General features: G+C 54.1%; 18 protein-coding genes. 1 reads left to right on the forward strand and 17 read right to left on the reverse strand.

Annotated elements, in window-relative coordinates; genetic code table 11:
- Positions 1-38: 38 nt before the first annotated feature.
- From HH216_RS15630 to HH216_RS15655, 6 genes are all read right to left on the reverse strand, one after another.
- Positions 39-1,352, reverse strand: a complete 1,314-nt coding sequence (locus HH216_RS15630; RefSeq protein WP_169551654.1) for a serine hydrolase domain-containing protein — start codon at positions 1,350-1,352, stop codon at positions 39-41.
- Positions 1,353-1,389: 37 nt separating this feature from the next.
- Positions 1,390-1,881 carry a hypothetical protein gene (locus HH216_RS15635; RefSeq protein WP_169551655.1) on the reverse strand — a complete coding sequence of 164 codons (492 nt, stop codon included), beginning with the start codon at positions 1,879-1,881 and terminating at the stop codon, positions 1,390-1,392.
- An 86-nt stretch (positions 1,882-1,967) separates the two neighbouring features.
- The gene (locus HH216_RS15640) at positions 1,968-2,669 is read right to left on the reverse strand and encodes a class I SAM-dependent methyltransferase (RefSeq protein ID WP_169551656.1); all 702 of its coding nucleotides are present in this window, start codon (positions 2,667-2,669) and stop codon (positions 1,968-1,970) included.
- A gap of 23 nt (positions 2,670-2,692) precedes the next feature.
- Positions 2,693-3,886, reverse strand: coding sequence for a glycosyltransferase family 87 protein (locus HH216_RS15645; RefSeq protein ID WP_169551657.1), 1,194 nt, complete (start codon positions 3,884-3,886; stop codon positions 2,693-2,695).
- Positions 3,887-4,019: 133 nt separating this feature from the next.
- Entirely contained in the window at positions 4,020-4,682 is a 663-nt protein-coding gene (locus HH216_RS15650; RefSeq protein WP_169551658.1) for a Uma2 family endonuclease, read from the reverse strand.
- Between the two features lie 37 nt (positions 4,683-4,719).
- On the reverse strand, positions 4,720-5,973 hold the full coding sequence (locus HH216_RS15655; RefSeq protein WP_169551659.1) for a sulfate adenylyltransferase subunit 1: 1,254 nt from the start codon (positions 5,971-5,973) through the stop codon (positions 4,720-4,722).
- A 225-nt stretch (positions 5,974-6,198) separates the two neighbouring features.
- On the opposite strand from HH216_RS15655, the gene HH216_RS15660 reads away from it, so the two are divergent.
- Positions 6,199-7,041, forward strand: a complete 843-nt coding sequence (locus tag HH216_RS15660; RefSeq protein WP_169551660.1) for an FkbM family methyltransferase — start codon at positions 6,199-6,201, stop codon at positions 7,039-7,041.
- A 7-nt stretch (positions 7,042-7,048) separates the two neighbouring features.
- On the opposite strand, the gene cysD is transcribed toward HH216_RS15660, so the two are convergent.
- The 11 genes from cysD to HH216_RS15715 form a co-directional block, all read right to left on the reverse strand.
- Positions 7,049-7,945, reverse strand: coding sequence for a sulfate adenylyltransferase subunit CysD (cysD, locus tag HH216_RS15665; RefSeq protein WP_169551661.1), 897 nt, complete (start codon positions 7,943-7,945; stop codon positions 7,049-7,051).
- 90 nt (positions 7,946-8,035) lie between these two features.
- Positions 8,036-8,770, reverse strand: a complete 735-nt coding sequence (locus tag HH216_RS15670; RefSeq protein WP_169551662.1) for a phosphoadenylyl-sulfate reductase — start codon at positions 8,768-8,770, stop codon at positions 8,036-8,038.
- 46 nt (positions 8,771-8,816) lie between these two features.
- Positions 8,817-9,905: a Gfo/Idh/MocA family protein gene (locus tag HH216_RS15675; RefSeq protein ID WP_169551663.1), complete on the reverse strand. Its 1,089-nt coding sequence runs from the start codon at positions 9,903-9,905 to the stop codon at positions 8,817-8,819.
- Position 9,906: 1 nt separating this feature from the next.
- Positions 9,907-10,377 (reverse strand): DUF3368 domain-containing protein, encoded by a 471-nt coding sequence (locus HH216_RS15680; protein ID WP_169551664.1) that lies wholly within the window; start codon positions 10,375-10,377, stop codon positions 9,907-9,909.
- Positions 10,358-10,585, reverse strand: coding sequence for a UPF0175 family protein (locus HH216_RS15685; protein ID WP_169551665.1), 228 nt, complete (start codon positions 10,583-10,585; stop codon positions 10,358-10,360). The genes HH216_RS15680 and HH216_RS15685 overlap by 20 nt, the downstream gene beginning before the upstream one ends.
- Positions 10,586-10,599: 14 nt before the next feature.
- Entirely contained in the window at positions 10,600-11,844 is a 1,245-nt protein-coding gene (locus tag HH216_RS15690) for a trans-sulfuration enzyme family protein (protein ID WP_169551666.1), read from the reverse strand.
- Between the two features lie 111 nt (positions 11,845-11,955).
- Positions 11,956-13,017, reverse strand: coding sequence for a sulfite exporter TauE/SafE family protein (locus tag HH216_RS15695; RefSeq protein ID WP_169551667.1), 1,062 nt, complete (start codon positions 13,015-13,017; stop codon positions 11,956-11,958).
- A 162-nt stretch (positions 13,018-13,179) separates the two neighbouring features.
- Entirely contained in the window at positions 13,180-15,003 is a 1,824-nt protein-coding gene (locus tag HH216_RS15700) for a glycoside hydrolase family 35 protein (RefSeq protein WP_169551668.1), read from the reverse strand.
- 149 nt (positions 15,004-15,152) lie between these two features.
- Positions 15,153-16,292: a glycoside hydrolase family 76 protein gene (locus HH216_RS15705; protein WP_169551669.1), complete on the reverse strand. Its 1,140-nt coding sequence runs from the start codon at positions 16,290-16,292 to the stop codon at positions 15,153-15,155.
- Between the two features lie 210 nt (positions 16,293-16,502).
- Complete coding sequence (locus HH216_RS15710; protein WP_169551670.1) at positions 16,503-17,363, reverse strand: glycerophosphodiester phosphodiesterase family protein; 861 nt, start codon at positions 17,361-17,363, stop codon at positions 16,503-16,505.
- A 47-nt stretch (positions 17,364-17,410) separates the two neighbouring features.
- On the reverse strand, positions 17,411-17,896 hold the full coding sequence (locus HH216_RS15715) for a DUF2306 domain-containing protein (protein WP_169551671.1): 486 nt from the start codon (positions 17,894-17,896) through the stop codon (positions 17,411-17,413).
- Between the last annotated feature and the right edge of the window lie 167 nt (positions 17,897-18,063).

Raw genomic sequence — 18,063 nt, forward strand, 5'->3', positions numbered from 1 at the left:
TCGGGATCTGCAACCAGAAAGCCGGTGCGACTGCGCTTTTACTTTCGAGGGGCCTGCGACTGCGTGATGGCCTGATAAACCAGCACCTTGAACTTGTCGGACAGATCGCCGTAGGAGTTTGGCGACTTCTGGGTGTAGATCAGGCCAACGATGCCTTCTTTCGGATCGACCCAGTACGTCGTGCCGAAGTAACCACCCCATTCATAAGTACCTTCCGATACCGGCAGCTGCGCCGATCCGCGCTCGGTCGTGATACCAAAACCCAGTCCGAATTTGTTGACGCCCATGTTCAGATCGCCAATCTGATTGCTCGTAATCAGCCGGACCGTCGTTGGGCTGAGGTAGCGTCTGCCGTTGTATTCGCCACCGTTAAGCAGCATCTGTAAAAATGTTGCGTAGTCAGACAAGGTTGAACTCAGACCGGCCCCACCTGAAAAGTAGGTGCCAGCCGCTTTGGGATAATCGGGCGACAGGCCGAAACGAGTTGTTTGTTTGCGAATGGCTTTTGTAGAGTCTTCCGTATATAGCGTTGTCAGGCGGTTTTGGCGGTCTTTGGGCAGATAAAAGTACGTGTCGTTCATGCCCAGCGGATCGAGCAGGCGGGTGCGTAAATACTGATCGAGCGGTTGTCCGGACAGTACTTCGATCAGGTAGCCCACCACATCGGTGCTCAGGCCGTAGCTCCACTTTTCGCCGGGGTTGAACATGAGCGGTAACTTCGCCAGCCGGTTAATCGCATCGCTCAGTTTGCCTTCTGGGGTACCAATACCGCTCGGAATCCGGTTTTTAGCGTAGATAGCGACGGCTTCTTTTGTGCCGATAGTGGCATAGCTGATGCCCGACGTATGGGTCAGTAACTGCCGGATGGTGATTTCGCGTTTGGCTGGAACGGTCGTATAGGTGGTGTCGGCCATGTTTAGCTTGTCGAGCACAACCGGGTTTTTGAAGGCCGGAATATACTTGCTGACCGGATCGTCGAGCAGAAATTTACCTTCCTCAAACAAGAGCATCAGACCAATGCTGGTAATGGCTTTAGTCTGCGAAGCAATACGAAAAATGGCGTCTCGCTTAAGGGGCGTTTTGGCATCAACATCGTCCTGACCGTATACCTGATGGTAAACGATTTTGCCGTTACGAGCTACCAGCACCCCGACACCTGCCTGCCGACCTTTGCTGATGTACTCGTTGATAACGGCGTCCATGCGGTGAAGACGATCCGTGCTCATGCCGACGGATTCGGGCGACGCGTCCTGAAGTGTCGGCGGGTTGGTACGGGTTGGGCGGGGAGTAGTCTGGGCCGATGCCGACCAAAAAAAACCGGCCATAAGGCCGGTCAGAATCATTGTTTTCATGCCGGGGTGTATCGTTTACAAACCGGCGCTAATGTACTTATTTCTTGGTACCGGTGATAGCGCCCCGACGTGTGACGGTGACCCCGCCATCCAGATTTTCAACTACCGTGTTCAGCGCCAGAACATTGTCGGTAAACTGCCCGCTTGCCTTATACGTGCCGTTAATACTCTGCCCGTCATAGATGAACGACTCGCTCTGTTTGTCGATGATCGTAAACGCGTTGCCGTTGAGTTCGGCGGTTAGCGTCTGCTTCGTTGCTCCGTTGAATGTTATGTTGAAATACAGTTGGTTGGCTACCTGCGTTTTCGTGATTGCAACACTGACGGTACCGGTTTCCCGGTTGCTTTCACGGCTGTTGTTAACAAATGTTGATGCCTGATAGCCACCATCATAGGTGCCGATGTACTGATCGCGGGGATCAACTTCATCGGCAGACCCGGACGTTTTACAGCCAGTGGCCAGTGAAAGTATAGTCAATAGCGCGAACAAAAGAGGCCGCACTGACGGGCGAAGTGAAATAGAGTTCATTGTGTGTTGGACGATACGGTTAGCTACCTGTCAGACAACAAACGCCGGGCCGGGTTTAGTCAGTATGTGGGGCTACTGAAAGATACTCAAAACTGAATGAGCAGATTCTGCCGCTCCTGCTGCATCGTAATCGGCTCATCGACAAAGCGGGCGTTCAGGTTCAGTCGTTTGCACATCGCCAGCCACTCGCTCTTCGGCACGATCAGAAAGCCATTGTCCTGCCGAATCTTGTAGTACGCCGAGAAGCGCAGCCGGAACAGCAGATTCAGCATCGACAACAGTTTGCCCTGCCGCAACGACCGACCCAGAATACTCAGTACGTCGCCCAGCACGCCTTCCTCTACGATCAGATCGCAGACCAGTGCTTTCGCGCCCGGCGCAGCCAGTGATTTAATGTTGGCCAGCAGTTTCTCCACTTCACCCGCGTTGCGGTAGTATTGCACCACGCTCATCACGATAATCAGGTCGAACTGTTTACCGGCGACGACGTCGAAATTCAGGTAATCGTCGGCAGGGATGTCGTGGAAAAACACGTTGGGATGACTGGCGTGTTTGGCGCGGGCAATCTCGTTGTACCGCTGCGAAATATCCAGCCCGTGCAACTCGCCGACGCGGTCGTGCCAGGCGTCTTCGAGATTAGCCGGACCGGAACCGATGTCGAGTACGCGCAGGGTTTTGTTCAGCGGAGCGTATTGCTCAACCCGGTCGAGGAAGTACGCGTAATTGGCCGACATCGAGTTGTCGAATTCATTTTCCTGCTGCCAGAAATCAAGCCAGGTGGAGGGCATTGGTGGTAATCGGTTTACAGTTTTCAGTTTTCGGCGGGCGACGTTCCCAGGCTGCTAACTTGTAGCTTGGCGGACCGGCTCGCGACGGTGGGGGGCGCGGGGAGAAGCATGAGCCAGACGATGCGGAACCAGATCAGCACGCAGGGCAGGGCTTTCAGCGCGTAAGGCAGCACGAACGTCTTACGCAGGTAAGGCGGGAAAATGTCGGTTGGCGACAGAATCGTCAGTACAAAACAGCTAATTAGCAGCACCCGGTCGAGCGTAGTGCGCGGGCTGACTACCCACCAGATGACGACCCCCGTTACGGCCGTGATGTACGTTGGCGATTCAGCAACGGGGTTGAAGATTACCTGGAAAATCAGCACCGACGCCAGCATCAGCAGCTGATACGTAAACTCCCGGTACCGCCCGACCCGCACATAAACGGTACAGAAAATGGCCACGCCCACACCGATGATGGCAGCGGTCGGGATGGTGGGCGAAATAGCGAGGTGAATCAGCCGGTGGATGGACGTATTAGCCCAAATGTCGCCGTCTGACTTGATCATCAATTGCGTCACCCACAGTTCGTATTGGTGGTACAGCTCGGCCGGGGTAGCAAACAGCAGCGGCAATACCGCCAGCACAACGGCCCACAGCACCATCGACGCCAGAAATTTGATTTTTTGCGGGTACAAAATAAACAGACCGGCAGCTACGAGGCTGTAAATCTTGACGTTGAACCCCAGCATAATAAAAAACGCGGCCCAGAACGGCTGTTTCTTCTCGAAGCTCAGAAACGCGAATACCGACAGTGCGGCAATCATGGGGTTGGTCTGGCTGTTAACGAGTGAGGTAAACAACTCCTGCACGCCAAACCAGTAGGCAAACACCTTTTGCTGGTGCGTCAGCGGCAGTTTGTAGATGGCGTAGACCCAGACACCGGTAAACAGAAAGTGCCACAGAAACAGCCCCAGCGAATAGGGAAGGGCGAAGATGGGCGAAAACAGGGCCGCGAAGGTCGGCGCGTAGTGGTAGTGGTCGGAATACTGCGCCGGGTACTCGGAATACAGGCTCTGGTTGTTGATGAGGTGCTCCAGCGAATAATAAAAAATGCTGTAGTTATTCGAGCCTTCCCAGAACACAATACGAACGCTGGCAAAGAGCGTCAGCACAAAGTAGACGGCGAAAATAAATCGAAAATCGCTGAACAGCGGTCTTTTGAAAAAGTCGATCATGCAGGCAGAACGAGTCGGTAAGCGGTGGTAAACCGACCTGACAATCGACAAAGATAAGGAGAAGAAATCGGTAAGTAGTCCCACAAAAAAGGACCGGCCGTCGACCAGTCCTTTTTGTCACGTTGTCGGTACTCTATGCGGTAAGTATCGCGCGTAGGGCTATTACATTAGCTCCGGCGTCGAACACCGCTTTAACCGGTATGGTAAAACCCGCCACCACCTGACTGCCCACCGACTGCCCGACGCGAAACAAACCCGTCGCAGCATATTCAGTCGTATCGGCATCGATGCTAAACGTTTCGATCGTCTCGCGAACTGGGTCAACCAGCCAGTATTCAGTCACGCCGTGGGCCGCATAGTCTTCAAACTTGACGCCCCGGTCGTTCTGCTGCGTACTCTTCGACAGCACTTCGACGATCAGGTCCGGGGCTGGGTAGTATAACTGGTCTGGTATAATGAGGGCTGCTTTCTCGTTGGCGAAAAAGACAATGTCCGGTTCGTAGCTATTGCGGGACAGCTCGACAAGTGCCTTTTCAATACGAACCATACCAATCTCCCTGTCATCAACAAAAGCATTCATGAGCATACCCAACCGCAGAACAGCAGCGTTATGCCGTTCTAATGCGGGCGAATGCACAACGATTTCTCCGTTAATGAACTCGGCTTTCATGTCGTCGCTCCGCCACTTGTAGAAGAACTGCCTGTTCCTGCGTTCAGTCACCAGAATTGCCTGCACCTGTTGAATAATCTGCGGGGCTTTGGGCGACTCTAGTAACTGGGCAGCTAATTCGGTCATTGTTTGGTGTGTTTTACCAAATATACCAAAAAACGGCTTAGGCTTCGCCGATGAGCATCAGCGCACCGACAGTTACGTTACTAGTTTCGTCGATCAGAATGGCGCCCCCGGTCGCGCGGTTTTGCTGGTATGCATCGAAGCTGATGGGCTGGGCTGTCCGCAGTACGATTTTCGCCATGTCGTTCAGTTTCAGGCTATCGACGTCTTCGGTTTCTTCGTAGGTGTTGACGTTCAGTTTGTAGGCAATCTCCCGTACCGAGCAGCGCGTGCGCGAGGTGCCAACCTGCAAGACGTACTTGTTGCCGACTTTAAACTCCTTCGTATCCATCCAGCACAGCATCGCTTCGACTGTCGGACTGCTGGTTGGCAGTGCATCCGAACGCACAATCAGGTCACCCCGGCTGATGTCGACATCGCTCGACAGGTGCAGCACAACCGATTGCGGTGCTTCGGCCGTGTCGAGGTGTGTACCAGCGATTTCGATCGCGTCGATAGTCGAAGTTTCACCGGAGGGCAGGACCGTGATCGCATCGCCTTTCTGGAATGTACCACTGGTGATTTTGCCCGCATAGCCCCGGTAATCGTGCAACTCGGCGGTCTGCGGCCGGATGACGTACTGCACCGGAAAACGGCCTGGCAACTGAACGCCGAAATCGTTGGTCAGCGGAACAGTTTCCAGATGTTCGAGCAGCGTCGGGCCTTCGTACCACGGCATCGCCACCGACCGGTCAACCACATTGTCGCCATTCAGGGCCGACAGCGGGATGTATGTCACCTGCTTCACATTCAGCTTCTTCGCCAGATCGGCGTACTGAATACATATATCGGAGTAAACATCCTGCGAAAAATCAACCAGGTCCATTTTGTTGATTGCCACGACGATGTGCGGAATACCGAGCAGGCTGGTAATGAGCGAGTGCCGCCGGGTCTGCTCCACGACGCCGTGCCGCGCATCGACCAGCACAATCGCCAGCTGGCAATTCGACGCCCCCGTTACCATGTTGCGGGTGTACTGAATGTGCCCCGGTGCATCGACGATGATAAACTTGCGTTTCGGCGTCTGAAAATACCGGTAAGCCACGTCGATGGTAATGCCCTGTTCGCGCTCCGAACGCAGTCCGTCGGTCAGTAAGGCAAGGTCGATTTCGCCGTCGTCGCGGCTTTTGCTGGCCCGTTCGATCGCTTCAAGCTGATCGACCAGAATCGATTTTGAATCGTAAAGTAACCGCCCGATGAGGGTGCTCTTGCCGTCGTCAACCGATCCGGCTGTTATAAAGCGAAGTAAGTCCATTGTACTAAACAGGATGATTCTGAGGTGACTTTTCTACTAGTTTTGCATGCGGTGATGGCGGCCATAAAATTAGCGGGTCATATCGCGCCTTAGAAAAGTCATGTAAATTTACACAAAGCGCATTTTATATTTGTTAGTCTGGAAAATCTACATTACCATTCTGAAAAAGTAACGCAGTTAACCCACGAGTAGACTTTCATCTAACAGCGTAAAATGTGAGCAATTATGAATCTGTTTAAAAGAAAAAAACGTGAGGAAAAAGTTGAAAATCCGTACTCAAAATTTTTGAGTGATGAGGATTACCAACAACTGATTAAAACCGACCGATTTACCGTAGGTAAATTAAAGTTTTTGGGTAATAATCTGGAATACTCCGACGCGCCTGGCTTTCTACATTCATTGCAAGAACTATTTATCGATGAGGTATATAGCTTTATCCCTGAAACAGAAAACCCAATTATTGTCGATTGCGGATCAAACATTGGCTTGAGCATTATTTATTTTAAACAGCGATTCCCTAACGCAAAAATCATTGGGTTTGAACCGGACGCTGCCATATATAAGTTGCTCGAAAACAATTTGAAATCGTTCAATCTTATGGACGTTCAGATACACAATGCTGCTGTCTGGACAGAAGATACTGAATTAGATTTCTATGCGGAAGGTTCGTTAGCAGGATCGACAGAAATAAATTACGCTAACGCCAGCGACAATAAGTATAAAGTTGCTGCCATTGATTTGAAGAAAATACTGTCATCCAATCAGGTAGAATTCTTAAAAATGGACATAGAAGGAGCCGAGAATACAGTGCTGCCGGATTTAGCCAATTTAATTGATTCGATCCCGTACGTATTCTTGGAATATCACGGTATGCTTGGAAAACCCCAACAACTAGGTGCTATGCTCAATATGCTAAGTTCCGCCGGATTTAGGTATAACATCCAAGCGGCAACAGAAGGAGTCAAACACCCATTTTATGAGGTTCCAAAACATGGTTTTGAAAATCAACTGAACATTTTCTGCAAAAAAAGTGATGAGCACAGTGGCTCAATCAGACACGTCAATTAATGGCTCATCAAAAATAGCCGCCTTTTTTGCGGTCTTCCATGGCGGCTTCCGAGAGCTGATCGTCCATGCGGGTTTCGCCCCGCTCGGAGATGCGCGTCGCCTGAATCTCGTCGATAACGTCGTCGAGGGTAGCGGCATGCGAGGGCGATGCGGCCGTGCAGGAAATATCACCAACAGTGCGGAACCGGACCCGGCGCGTCACGATCTGATCGTCGGCTTCGGGTTTGATAACGCCCCCGGCGGTGGCCATCAGCTTGCCGTCGCGGATGATGAGTTCGCGATCGTGGGCGAAATAGATGCTCGGTAGCTCGATTTTTTCGCGTCGGATGTAGTTCCAGACGTCGAGTTCGGTCCAGTTCGAGATGGGGAACACGCGGACGTTTTCACCCTTGTGAATCCGGCCATTGTATAGGTTCCAGAGTTCGGGCCGCTGCCGCTTGGGATCCCACGAGCCGAACTCGTCACGTACCGAAAAGACTCGCTCTTTAGCCCGTGCCTTCTCCTCGTCGCGACGGGCACCACCGATGCAGGCATCAAACTCAAACTCTTCGATTGTATCGAGTAGGGTGAAGGTCTGTAATCCGTTGCGCGTGGCGTTCCGACCCGTCGGCTCTTTTAGCTTTTTCGTCCGGATAGTGTCTTCCACGTAGCGTACGATGAGTTTTTCGCCAATGCGGTTTGCCAGATCGTCGCGATAGTCGAGGGCTTCCTGGAAGTTATGGCCCGTGTCGATATGCACGAGCGGGAATGGGAACTTGCCCGGCCGAAAGGCTTTCAGTGCCAGGTGAACGAGCGTGATCGAGTCTTTGCCGCCCGAGAACAGCAGGGCAGGGCGCTCAAACTGTCCGGCAACCTCCCGCATGATGTGGATGGCTTCGGACTCAAGTTGGTCTAGATAATCCATTTCTAAAGAGTGAATGAGTGAAAGAATGAAAGAGTGAAAGATGACTGTGCTAAAAAACGCTCTTTCACTCATTCACTCTTTCGCTCTTTGTTATGCCTTGAACGCTTCCTCGTGGGTGTGGAGGCCGCATTCCTTTTTCGAGTTGTCTTCCCACCACCACCGACCGGCGCGGAAATCTTCGCCCGGCTGAATGGCACGGGTGCAGGGCTGACAGCCGATGCTGACAAAGCCCCGGTCGTGCAGTGGGTTGTAAGGTACGTTGTTAACTTTTACGTACTCCTTTACCTGCTCGAACGTCCAGTTCATCAGGGGATGAAACTTGAACAGGTCGTGGGCATCGTCGCGCTCGACCTGCGTCATCGTCTGCCTGTTGGGCGACTGCTCCGCGCGAATGCCCGTAATCCAGATTTTCTGGCCCGACAATGCCCGGTTCAGCGGCTCAACCTTACGGATACCACAGCACTCTTTCCGATTCTCAACCGAATCGTAGAAGCTGTACGGCCCTTTTTCGGTCATCAGCCGTTCTTCGGCCGCGCGCTCCGGGAAGTACGTTTCGATTTTGGTCGCGTAACGGTCGTTGGTCTTTTTCCAGACCGAATACGTCTCGGCGAACATCCGGCCCGTGTCCAGCGTGAAGATGCGGATGGGGATGTCGTTGGCCAGAATCATATCGGTGATGACCTGATCTTCATAACCCAGGCTGGTCGAAAAGACGATCTGACCCGGATACAACTCGGCCAGCCGACGTAGTGCATCGACCTCCGACAGCCCGGCCAGTTGATCGGTCAGGCTCTCCTGTGTATGGTTGGTTGGTTCTGCTAGCATACTCTTTATAGTTCGTCGTGCTGACTGATCAGCATGACAAAGGCCTCTAATTCAGCTGGATCGCCTTCCCCGTTTTGGCCGATTGGCGGGCCGTGTCGAGAATTTCTACGACGATCAGGTTATTTTCCAATGACGTTAATTCGTCGGGTTTGGTTTCACCCCGCAGTAGTTGCGTCAGGTACGTAAATGGATTCGTCGCTGGTGCGTCTGACGCTGTTGCTTGTAGCTCGTGCTCAGCTTTTTCGCCTAGTAACCGCTCACGCATTCGGGTTGCGTCGATGGTAGTCACGTAGCCCGTTCGGCCATAAACGGCCATGTCCTTCCGGCTGAACGGCCAGTTCCACGACGCCTGAATAATCGTCTGCGCCTTCGGATAGGTCAGGATTATCGTGGCTTCGTCGTCGACTTTCGGATAGATGTCGGGCTTGATTTGCTGAGTAACGGCCATCACCGACGTGGGCCGCTGATTGTGCATAAGCCAGGTCGAGAGGTTAGCTCCGTAGCAGCCAAAGTCGAACAGGGCACCGGCTCCGTTGGCAACCGGATCTGTCAGCCATGCCAGAAACTCCGGGTCGACGTTGATTTCTTTGGGACCTTCGTGACCATCATGTACGACGATTTTTCGAATGTCGCCGATGGCTTTGTCTTTATCAGCAATGGCGTAAGCTTTGTGGTTGCTGCCGTACCAGGTTGTTTCGTAGTTGGTCAGCAACTGTACCTTGTGCTTCCGGGCCAGCGCAGCCATCGCTTTCGCGTCGGCATACGTCGTCGCCAGCGGTTTCTCGACCATAACGTGAATCCCGGCCGGGGCGCACGCTTCGACCGTTTTGCGGTGATCGACAATCCGACCGTAATCGGTGACGGCTTCGGGCTTCGTCTTGGCAATCATCTCCGTCACCGTCGGGTAGACCATGCTCATCGGGTAGCCGTATCGCTTGGCAAAGCGCTCGGCCAGTTCACGATTCGGCTCCGCTATACCTACTATCTCGATCTCATTCGATTTTCCAATCGTGTTCAGAATCTGGTGCACATGCGAATGCACCAACCCGGCCACACCCACCCGTAACGGCTTCTTCTGCGCGAAACTTTGGGTTAGCGTGAGTAGCAGGATGATAAGTGTCGAGTACAAGCGCATATTATTCACCGGCTTCTCTAATTGCTTCTGCAATTACGTTATCACTCACCCGAAAATTGGTCTGCTGGACTTTTGCCAGTATTGGAGTAGCTTGAGTCAAAATGCCTTTTTGCTTTGCCCGGACAATAACGCCGATGGTGCCAGTCACGCGCAGTCCCATTCTGATGCCAGCTTTACGAGCTTTCAAATCGTCAATGATAACTGTGTAATGACGAAGCTCCCACGCTAAACTAAGTGCGGTTGCTTCGCCCAAATCCAACGTTTCCAGCAGGACCTGTTGCATATTTCTATCCGAAGGCGACCTTATTTCGATCCATTCCGGCAAGGGTATCCCATATTCCGTAGCTACCTCCGGCGTAATGAGTATGCGGTCGTAGCAACGACGCAACAAGTCTAACTCATCTATATTGGTTAGCAACACGAGGCAACTGGTATCAGAAATAACCAGATTATCAGGCGTTGCGGATATCATGGTGCAAATCGTCTAATGACTGACTGAAAAGAGAAAATCCAAATCGCCCCATAACTTCCATGAATGAACGTTTACTGATACCTACAATGTCAGCAGCTTGACCCATTGTCACTTTACCCTTTTCGTAAAGCTGCCCGGCAAGAAGCATCTTAGCTTCAAACTCCTCGATGTCGAGATTGTCCGGTAAATTGATGGTCAGGGTTTTCATGGGCTTGGCGTTAACTACGTTACGTTCTCCTTTACCACGTCGGCCGCTACTACGTCGGCCGATTTTTCGAGGGCCTGCGTGAAGTCGGCGATGAGGTCTTCGATGGCTTCCAGACCGACCGAAATCCGGATCAGGCCGGGGGTGATGCCAAGGGCGGCTTTTTCTTCCGGCTTCAGCTTGGCGTGGGTCGTCGTGTTGGGGTTGGTGACGATGGTGCGCGAATCGCCGAGATTCGAGGATAGCGTGGCTATCTCCAGCGAATCGAAGAACGATTTTACCCGGTCAAAACCGCCTTCCAGCTCAATCGTTACGATGGCACCGCCCGCGCTCATCTGCTGCTTCGCCAGTTCGTATTGGGGGTGCGACGGCAAAAACGGATACTTTACCACCGCTACGTCAGGATGGGCGTCGAGGGCTTCGGCCAGCGCCAGCGCGTTGCGGCAGTGGCGTTCCATGCGCAAATCCAGCGTTTCCAGGCTCTTCGACAGTACCCAGGCGTTGAACGGAGACAGCGACGGTCCCGTGTGCCGGGCGAAAAAACGAATCGGTTGAATCAACTCTTTCGACCCCACAACGATCCCGCCCAGTACGCGGCCCTGACCGTCCATGAACTTGGTTGCCGAGTGAACCGACAGGTCGGCACCGAGATCGATGGGCGTTTGCAGCAGGGGCGTAGCGAAACAGTTGTCGACGTTCAGAATGAAGCCGTACTTCTCTTTTAGCCGCGCCAGCATCGCCAGATCGACCAGTTCAAGGCCGGGGTTCGACGGTGTTTCGAGGTAAACCATCTTTGCGGCCGGCCGGTCCGCCGTTGCGGTTCCAGTAGCGGGGTTCGCTTTAATGGCTTCTTCCCACTCCGCTTCCGTCGCCGTTGCGTCGACGTAGGTATGCGTGATGCCCCACTTGCTCAGAATCTGCGTGATAATCTGATGGGCAGAACCAAACAGGGCACGGCAGGCTACGATGTGGTCGCCCGATTTCAGCAAAGCCGCCATGCTGGCAAACACAGCCGCCATCCCCGTACCCGTCGCGATACCGTCTTCCGCATTCTCCAGCATACACACCTTGTCGACAAACTCGGTGACGTTAGGATTTGAAAAGCGGCTATAGATGTTACCGTCTTCGGTTTCGTCGAACAGGGCTTTGCCTTGCTCGGCGCTTTCGAAGGCGAAACTCGATGTCAGGTACAGCGGCACCGAATGTTCGCGGTTGCCCGACTTCGGCGTTTGGATACGGATGGCTTTGGTTTGCTTTTTCATGGTAATAGAACAGAACTGTGGACAGGATTACAGCCAGGCCGCCGTCGCGGATTAACAGGATTTAGATCTTTTGCTTACGAAAAGTAGAATCCTGTCAATCCCATAATCCTGTCAAAAAAACAAAATAATCTTGCGCAAGCTGACGATGATAATGACGATACCGACCAGGATCATCATCGTTTTAACGGGTAGACGCTGGGCGAGGTGTGCGGCAATCGGCGCGGCAATCATACCGCCCAGAATCAGGCCCAAAATTACCATTCCGTAATTGTCCAAACCAGCGTACAGCGCGAAAACTACCGAACTGGCGAACGATACGAAGAACTCAGCCAGGTTGACTGATCCAATCGTGTAGCGCGGGTGCCGACCGGCGGCAATCAGCGTCGAGTTGACAATCGGACCCCAGCCACCCCCGCCAATAGCGTCGACAAAGCCGCCGAACCAGGCCAGCAGCCCGATTTTGCGGACTGGCTTTTTCTCGGTTCGCTTTACCAGTGCTTTTTGCAGGATCAGTACGCCCAAGATAGCGGTGTACACCGAGATGACGGGCGACAGGTATTTGGCAATGATTTCCATATCCGACAGCGCCGTGATCAGATAAGCGCCTAAAGCCGCGCCAATGACGCCCGGAATCAGGACGGCTTTGAACAACCGACTGTTGACGTTGCCGAATTTGAGGTGCATGTAGCCCGACACGCCCGAGGTGAAAATCTCCGAACTGTGTACACTGGCCGTGGCAAATACCGGACTGATGCCCACGCTGGTCAGGAAGGTAGTAGCCGTAACGCCGTAGGCCATGCCCAGTGCGCCGTCGATCATCTGCGCGACGAAGCCTGCCATCAGGTAATAAAAAATGTCGGGTGTAACCTTTACCGAACCGGCTAATACGGTGATCCGGTCGATGGTGAAATAGCTGAATAGCAGGTGCCCGACGATCATCAGGGCCAGCGACGCGAAGACGTAGATGGCAATCTCAGTACGGGTGCGGGGACGAAGCAGCAGGGAGTCGGTGGTCAGCGTAGCCGCGCCGGGAGCCATGACTTTAACCGTCGGAAACGTTGCCCGTAGTGCATTGGCCTGTTCGCTTGCCCGTGGGCCCTGTACCGTAATTGTCAAGCCATTCAGGTCGATGGAGGGAGCGTCGGATTTAATCAGCTCGTCCGATGGATTCATAGTTCTTAAATTCTATCGACTTAATAGGTTTTTATATCTATGAAAAGCGGCACGTTGGAGTGCCGCTTGTTGAACAGGGTTGAGTGGGGCAAAGGTACACAACTAACCGAAAAAGTACGCAGTTGATTCACGGCTTTGCCGAAAGCTACTGGTGGTCGGTGCCTATTCCAGTGTCCTGCTACCGCTGATGGGAGCCGCCATTGTCTGGTGCAGGTCGAACACGACGATCTCGTTTGCACCCTTTTTCAACCAGGTGGCCGGGCAGTACAGCCGTTTCTGCGGTCCAATTTCCCAGTAACGCCCGAGGTTATGCCCGTTCACGTAAACAACGCCCTTTTTGTAGCCGCTCAGGTCGAAGTAGGTGTCGGCGACGGTATCGAGTGAAAACTGACCGGTAAAGAACTGGCCGGGCTGATCGGTGTTAGGCTGGCCGGGCTTTAACTGACTGATGTACGAACGCTCGAAGGGGAGGGGGAACACCTGCCAGTTCATCAGCGTCATACTGCCCAGCGACACGCGGTCGGTGATACCCTTTCGGTCGATCATGTACTGCGCGAAGTTGATGCGGCCCATGCCTTCGACCAGAATATCGAGCACCGGTTCGTTGTTAGCTGTCTTGGGCAGGTCGATGCTCCACTTGCCGCCGTCACGGTAAACGGGACCAATGTATTTGCCGTCCAGATACACCAGCGCGTAATCGTGCGGCTCGGTGATGGTTAGTGTGCCGGGCGAGTAGCCGACGATCTTGGTGCGATACAAAATAAATCCGCTGTTCTGATCGAACATTTCCATCGGTTTCGGCTGCGCTACGGTGATGGGTTTTGGCAGGTTATCCCAGATAGTTGCGAAGGGGCGGAGCGTGATGGCGGGAACGTCCATCGCCGGAATGGGGTCAGGAATGGCGGGCAAGGTACCAACGTGCTGCCCGATCAGTTGGCGCAGGGCATGGTATTTGGGTGTTGGCTGACCCTGTTCGTTAATCGGCGCGTCGTAGTCGTAACTGGTAACGTCGGCTTGGTACTCGGTAGGTTTGAAGCCATTAGCCCCGGCCGTAAACCCGAAGTTTGTACCGCCGTGGATGACATACAGGTTGAACGACTTCTTCGTGTCGAGCAGGAAGCGGACTTCCTTCAGCAGACCGGCGGTATCGGGTCGAGCCCATTTTTCGCCCCAGTGCGTGAGCCAGCCGGGGTAGGTTTCGCTGCTGAATACCGGCACACCCGGATTGACGCGGCCAGACCGGTCGAAGTCGGCCTGACTCGCACCGGGGTCAAGCCCCACGGCCACGCCCGGTAGCGAACCGGCGGTCAGGTTGGGCACGGCCGGTCCGTCGGCGGTGTAAAACGGGGTTTTGATACCGTTGTCGAGCCAGAGCTGATGGATGCGCTGCATGTAGTCGCGGTCGTTGGCGTAGCTGCCGTACTCATTTTCGACCTGTACCATCAGAATCGGCCCACCATTCGACACCTGCAACGGCTTAACTAATGTCGCCAGCTTTTTGATGTAGCGTTCGGCCGCAGCCATGTAGGTCGGGTCGAGGCAGCGGACTTTCAGATCGGCGGTTTTGAGCAGGTAAGGAGGCAGTCCGCCGAAGTCCCACTCGGCGCAGACGTACGGGCCGGGCCGCAGCAGCACCCACATACCCTCCTGTTGCACCAGCCGGATGAACTCGACGATATCGTGGTTATCGGTTTTGAAATCGAACACGCCCGGCTTCGATTCGTGGTAATTCCAGAACACATAAGCTGCGATGGTATTGCAGCCCATCGCCTTCGCCATGCGGATGCGGTGCTGCCAGTAGGCGCGGGGAATGCGGGCGGGGTGCATCTCCCCGCTGATCAGTTGAAACGGCTTGCCGTCGAGCAGAAAGTCGGTTTTACCCAGCGCGAACATATGTTGACTGCGCTGCGCCTGAACGGGGTTGATTGATGAAAAAATGAGCAGTAAACCCGTAAAGAGCCGGGTAAGCGAACGAATTAATGTCATGAACGGAGGAGGAAGCCGGAAGACATACGGCGATCGCAAAGCTACGCGCTCAGAACCAAAACCTGGCCTTGAATGCCCACTTACGCAGTTCTGATATGTCATCCCGACGGCAGGAGGGATGATAAAAAATTAGGCTGTAATCCTCGTTGCTAGTCAATCCGGCTGCGATTCAGCAGGGCCATCGCTTCGAGTAGCATGGTGCCGCTGAGTTGGGTGGGTAGGTCGGTTTTGCCTTCGGCGGGTGGGCGTTGCCAGAACGTACCGAACGTCAGCTCGGGGCGGGTGGTGCCCTGTTGCCAGAGCGTTTGCGCGTTGCGTTGCAGGAAAACCACGTACCGGCTGCGTCGGGCGTTGTCGAGGGTGGGTTCTAGTACCAGTTGAGTGAGGTAGCGCACCAGTATCCCTTTGAACAGCCCGCCGTCGCCCTTGCCTTCGTCGCGCATCAGGCCGTCGGTCGTAAGAGTGGGGTCCGTGAGCGAGAGGTCGGCGGTTTTAACGGCGTCGGCCAGGTATGCCCGGTCTTTAGTGATTTTGTAGAGTTCGAGTGCTCCGCCAATCCAGACGCCCTGGCAATAGGTGAACTTCCAACGGGTATTCAGCTTGCCGTCATTGTCCTGATTGATACCATCGTAGACCAGCCCGGACGCCGGATCGACCAGCGTTTTCTTTTCCCAGTTGTAGATGCGGGTAGCCCAGGCGAGGTCGGCGGGGCGACGCAGCAGGCGGTGGAGCCGGGCCGCGAGGATGATTGCGGGGCCGTTGGCGGGCGTGTTTTTGTAGTACCGCTGCCCTTTCCGCCAGGCAATGCCCCCGCCCATCGTGTCGTTCCAGCCGGTTTTTATGTCCTCCCAAAGCGTCAGCGTGGCCATGAGCCATTTTTTGTCGTGCGTAGCTTCATAGACCCGCAGCATCGCCAGCGCGTTCCAGAGCATGTCGTCGTAATACTCGTTCAGAAAGGTGTTGCCGTTTTTGCGCCGAACCCCATCCATCCACTCGTTCATCAGGGTGACGTAGCGGGGGGAACGCGTCCGCAGATAAGCGTCGGTCAAGACGTCGAGCGCGTGGGCCTGTGGCCAGTAGTGAAAGGTCGTGTCGCCCAGATTGCCGTTGCGGTAGTAGTGCGCGTTGATATCGTAAAAACCTCGATTTAGCGTAGCCGAAGCACTATCGGCAGCTTTGGCCCAGTTGATAGTCGATGCAGTTTGTGAGGGCTGTGTTGACTGACCAACCGCATCGATAGTAACGCAAATTGCCACGCACAGGACAGGCAGTAGCCGGGTAATTGACATAAATGAGTCGTTGAGTTCGTGCGGAAAGAAGCGCAGACGACGACTCGTTTACTGAATTTGTCTGAGGTTTTATGGTGGTTGTCTAGATTCGCCGACGGAAAAGTTGACTAGCAGGTGTAGGGCTTTTTACCCCTAAATCCCCTGAAGGGGACTTTGCTAGCACATAGACAAAGTCCCCTTCAGGGGATTTAGGGGTAAAAAGAACCAGCCTTATGGGCGTACGGCCTGCCAGATTTCCAGCGGCCGGTCGGTCGACATGATGTCGGCACCGTTGCGGGCGAACTGTTTGTAGACCTGATCGCCTTTGGCAGCGGCCTGTTTGTCGAGGTTACCGAGCGTGCCCAGAATGCAGGCAATGCCTTTTTGGTGCAGAAACTGGTACAGTTCAGCGTCGGGTTCTTTCACGCCCACGAATGCAACCATGCGGTTGTCGGGAACGCCCAGATCGTGCAGGCGGTCGTACTCGGCGCGGTTGCGGATCGTTACTGAAATCATCAGGTTCGGATCAAGCTTGTTGACTTTAGCTGCGTCCTGCGCGTTGTAGGTAATCACGGCCACGTAGTCGCCCGCGCCCGTCCGGTGTACCATATCGACCACCTTGTCGAACGACACGTTACGTTTCACGTCGAGGGTGAACGTCACTTTGCCCTTGCCCCAGCGCAGCACCTGTTCGAGCGTCGGAATTTTGTAGGGCGTCACGTTGCCCATGTTGTCTTCGAGCCGAAACGGCGCCAGTTCGGCGTAGGTCCTGTCGATGAGTTTGCCGGTGCCGGTGGTAGTGCGGTCGAGGGTTTGGTCGTGCATCATCACCAGCACGCTGTCTTTGGTCAGGTCGATGTCGCACTCGATTATGACGGGCATTTGCTTCGCCAGAAAGGCAAACGATTCGATGCAGTTTTCGGGGTAACCTTTCAGGTCGCCACCGCCCCGGTGCGCCGAAATTTTGGGAGTCTGATTGGGGTGATAGCTAAAGAAGCCAGCCGATTTGCCCGCCGGAACGCGGGTATAAGTTTTGGGCGAACAGCCCGCCAGCGAAAGAACCAGCAGACCCGCAGCAATGCAGTTTTTCATTGGGCAAAGCTAGCGATTTCGAGCGGAGGTAAGGGAAAACCCGACAGTCAGACGAGTGCCTTTTTCCTGACTACGGACAGAAATCGGGCGGCATTACGCCGGATCAGGATGGCGCCTACGGTCGTCGTCGTTACCGTGGCCCCCACGACGATCGGCCAGAACTGACCCATTGGCAGGGTGCGGGTAAAGGTTTCGGCCCAAAACGCGGCATAAAGGCCAACGACCGACCAGTTCATAAAGTAATAATGCCACTGTAGCCAGTTGCGCACGCGGTGGCGGAACAAGGCCGGTACCATGCCGCCCAGGATGGAAGCCGTGCTGAACAGCGCCATCACATGGAAAGGCCCAAACTTGCCGAACAGCCGGTAAATCATGAACGCCGATAGGTTCAGTACCAACATGCTGACCACGTAGCCGTACCCGATCCGCCGGTGCAGTAGCCCACCTTTATTGATAAAAAAGATGAGGGTGCCGGTTAGCAGGGCGACGAAAGCCGCAATGAGGTGGACAAGGCCGATGGTTGAGAGGGTCATGGTCGGTTCGGAGTGCGTTGACTATACAAACCTACCTGTGCCGAACTCCCTCGCGATGGCAATTCTGACGAACACAGCTTATGCTGGCGCGAAACTGGCTAGACCGATGATGAATACCGTGATAGCGGATATGCAAAGCGGGGTGTTGGTTACAGTTGCAACCAACA

It is taken from the genome of Spirosoma rhododendri, assembly GCF_012849055.1.
In the GTDB taxonomy this organism is placed as follows: Bacteria; Bacteroidota; Bacteroidia; order Cytophagales; family Spirosomataceae; genus Spirosoma; species Spirosoma rhododendri.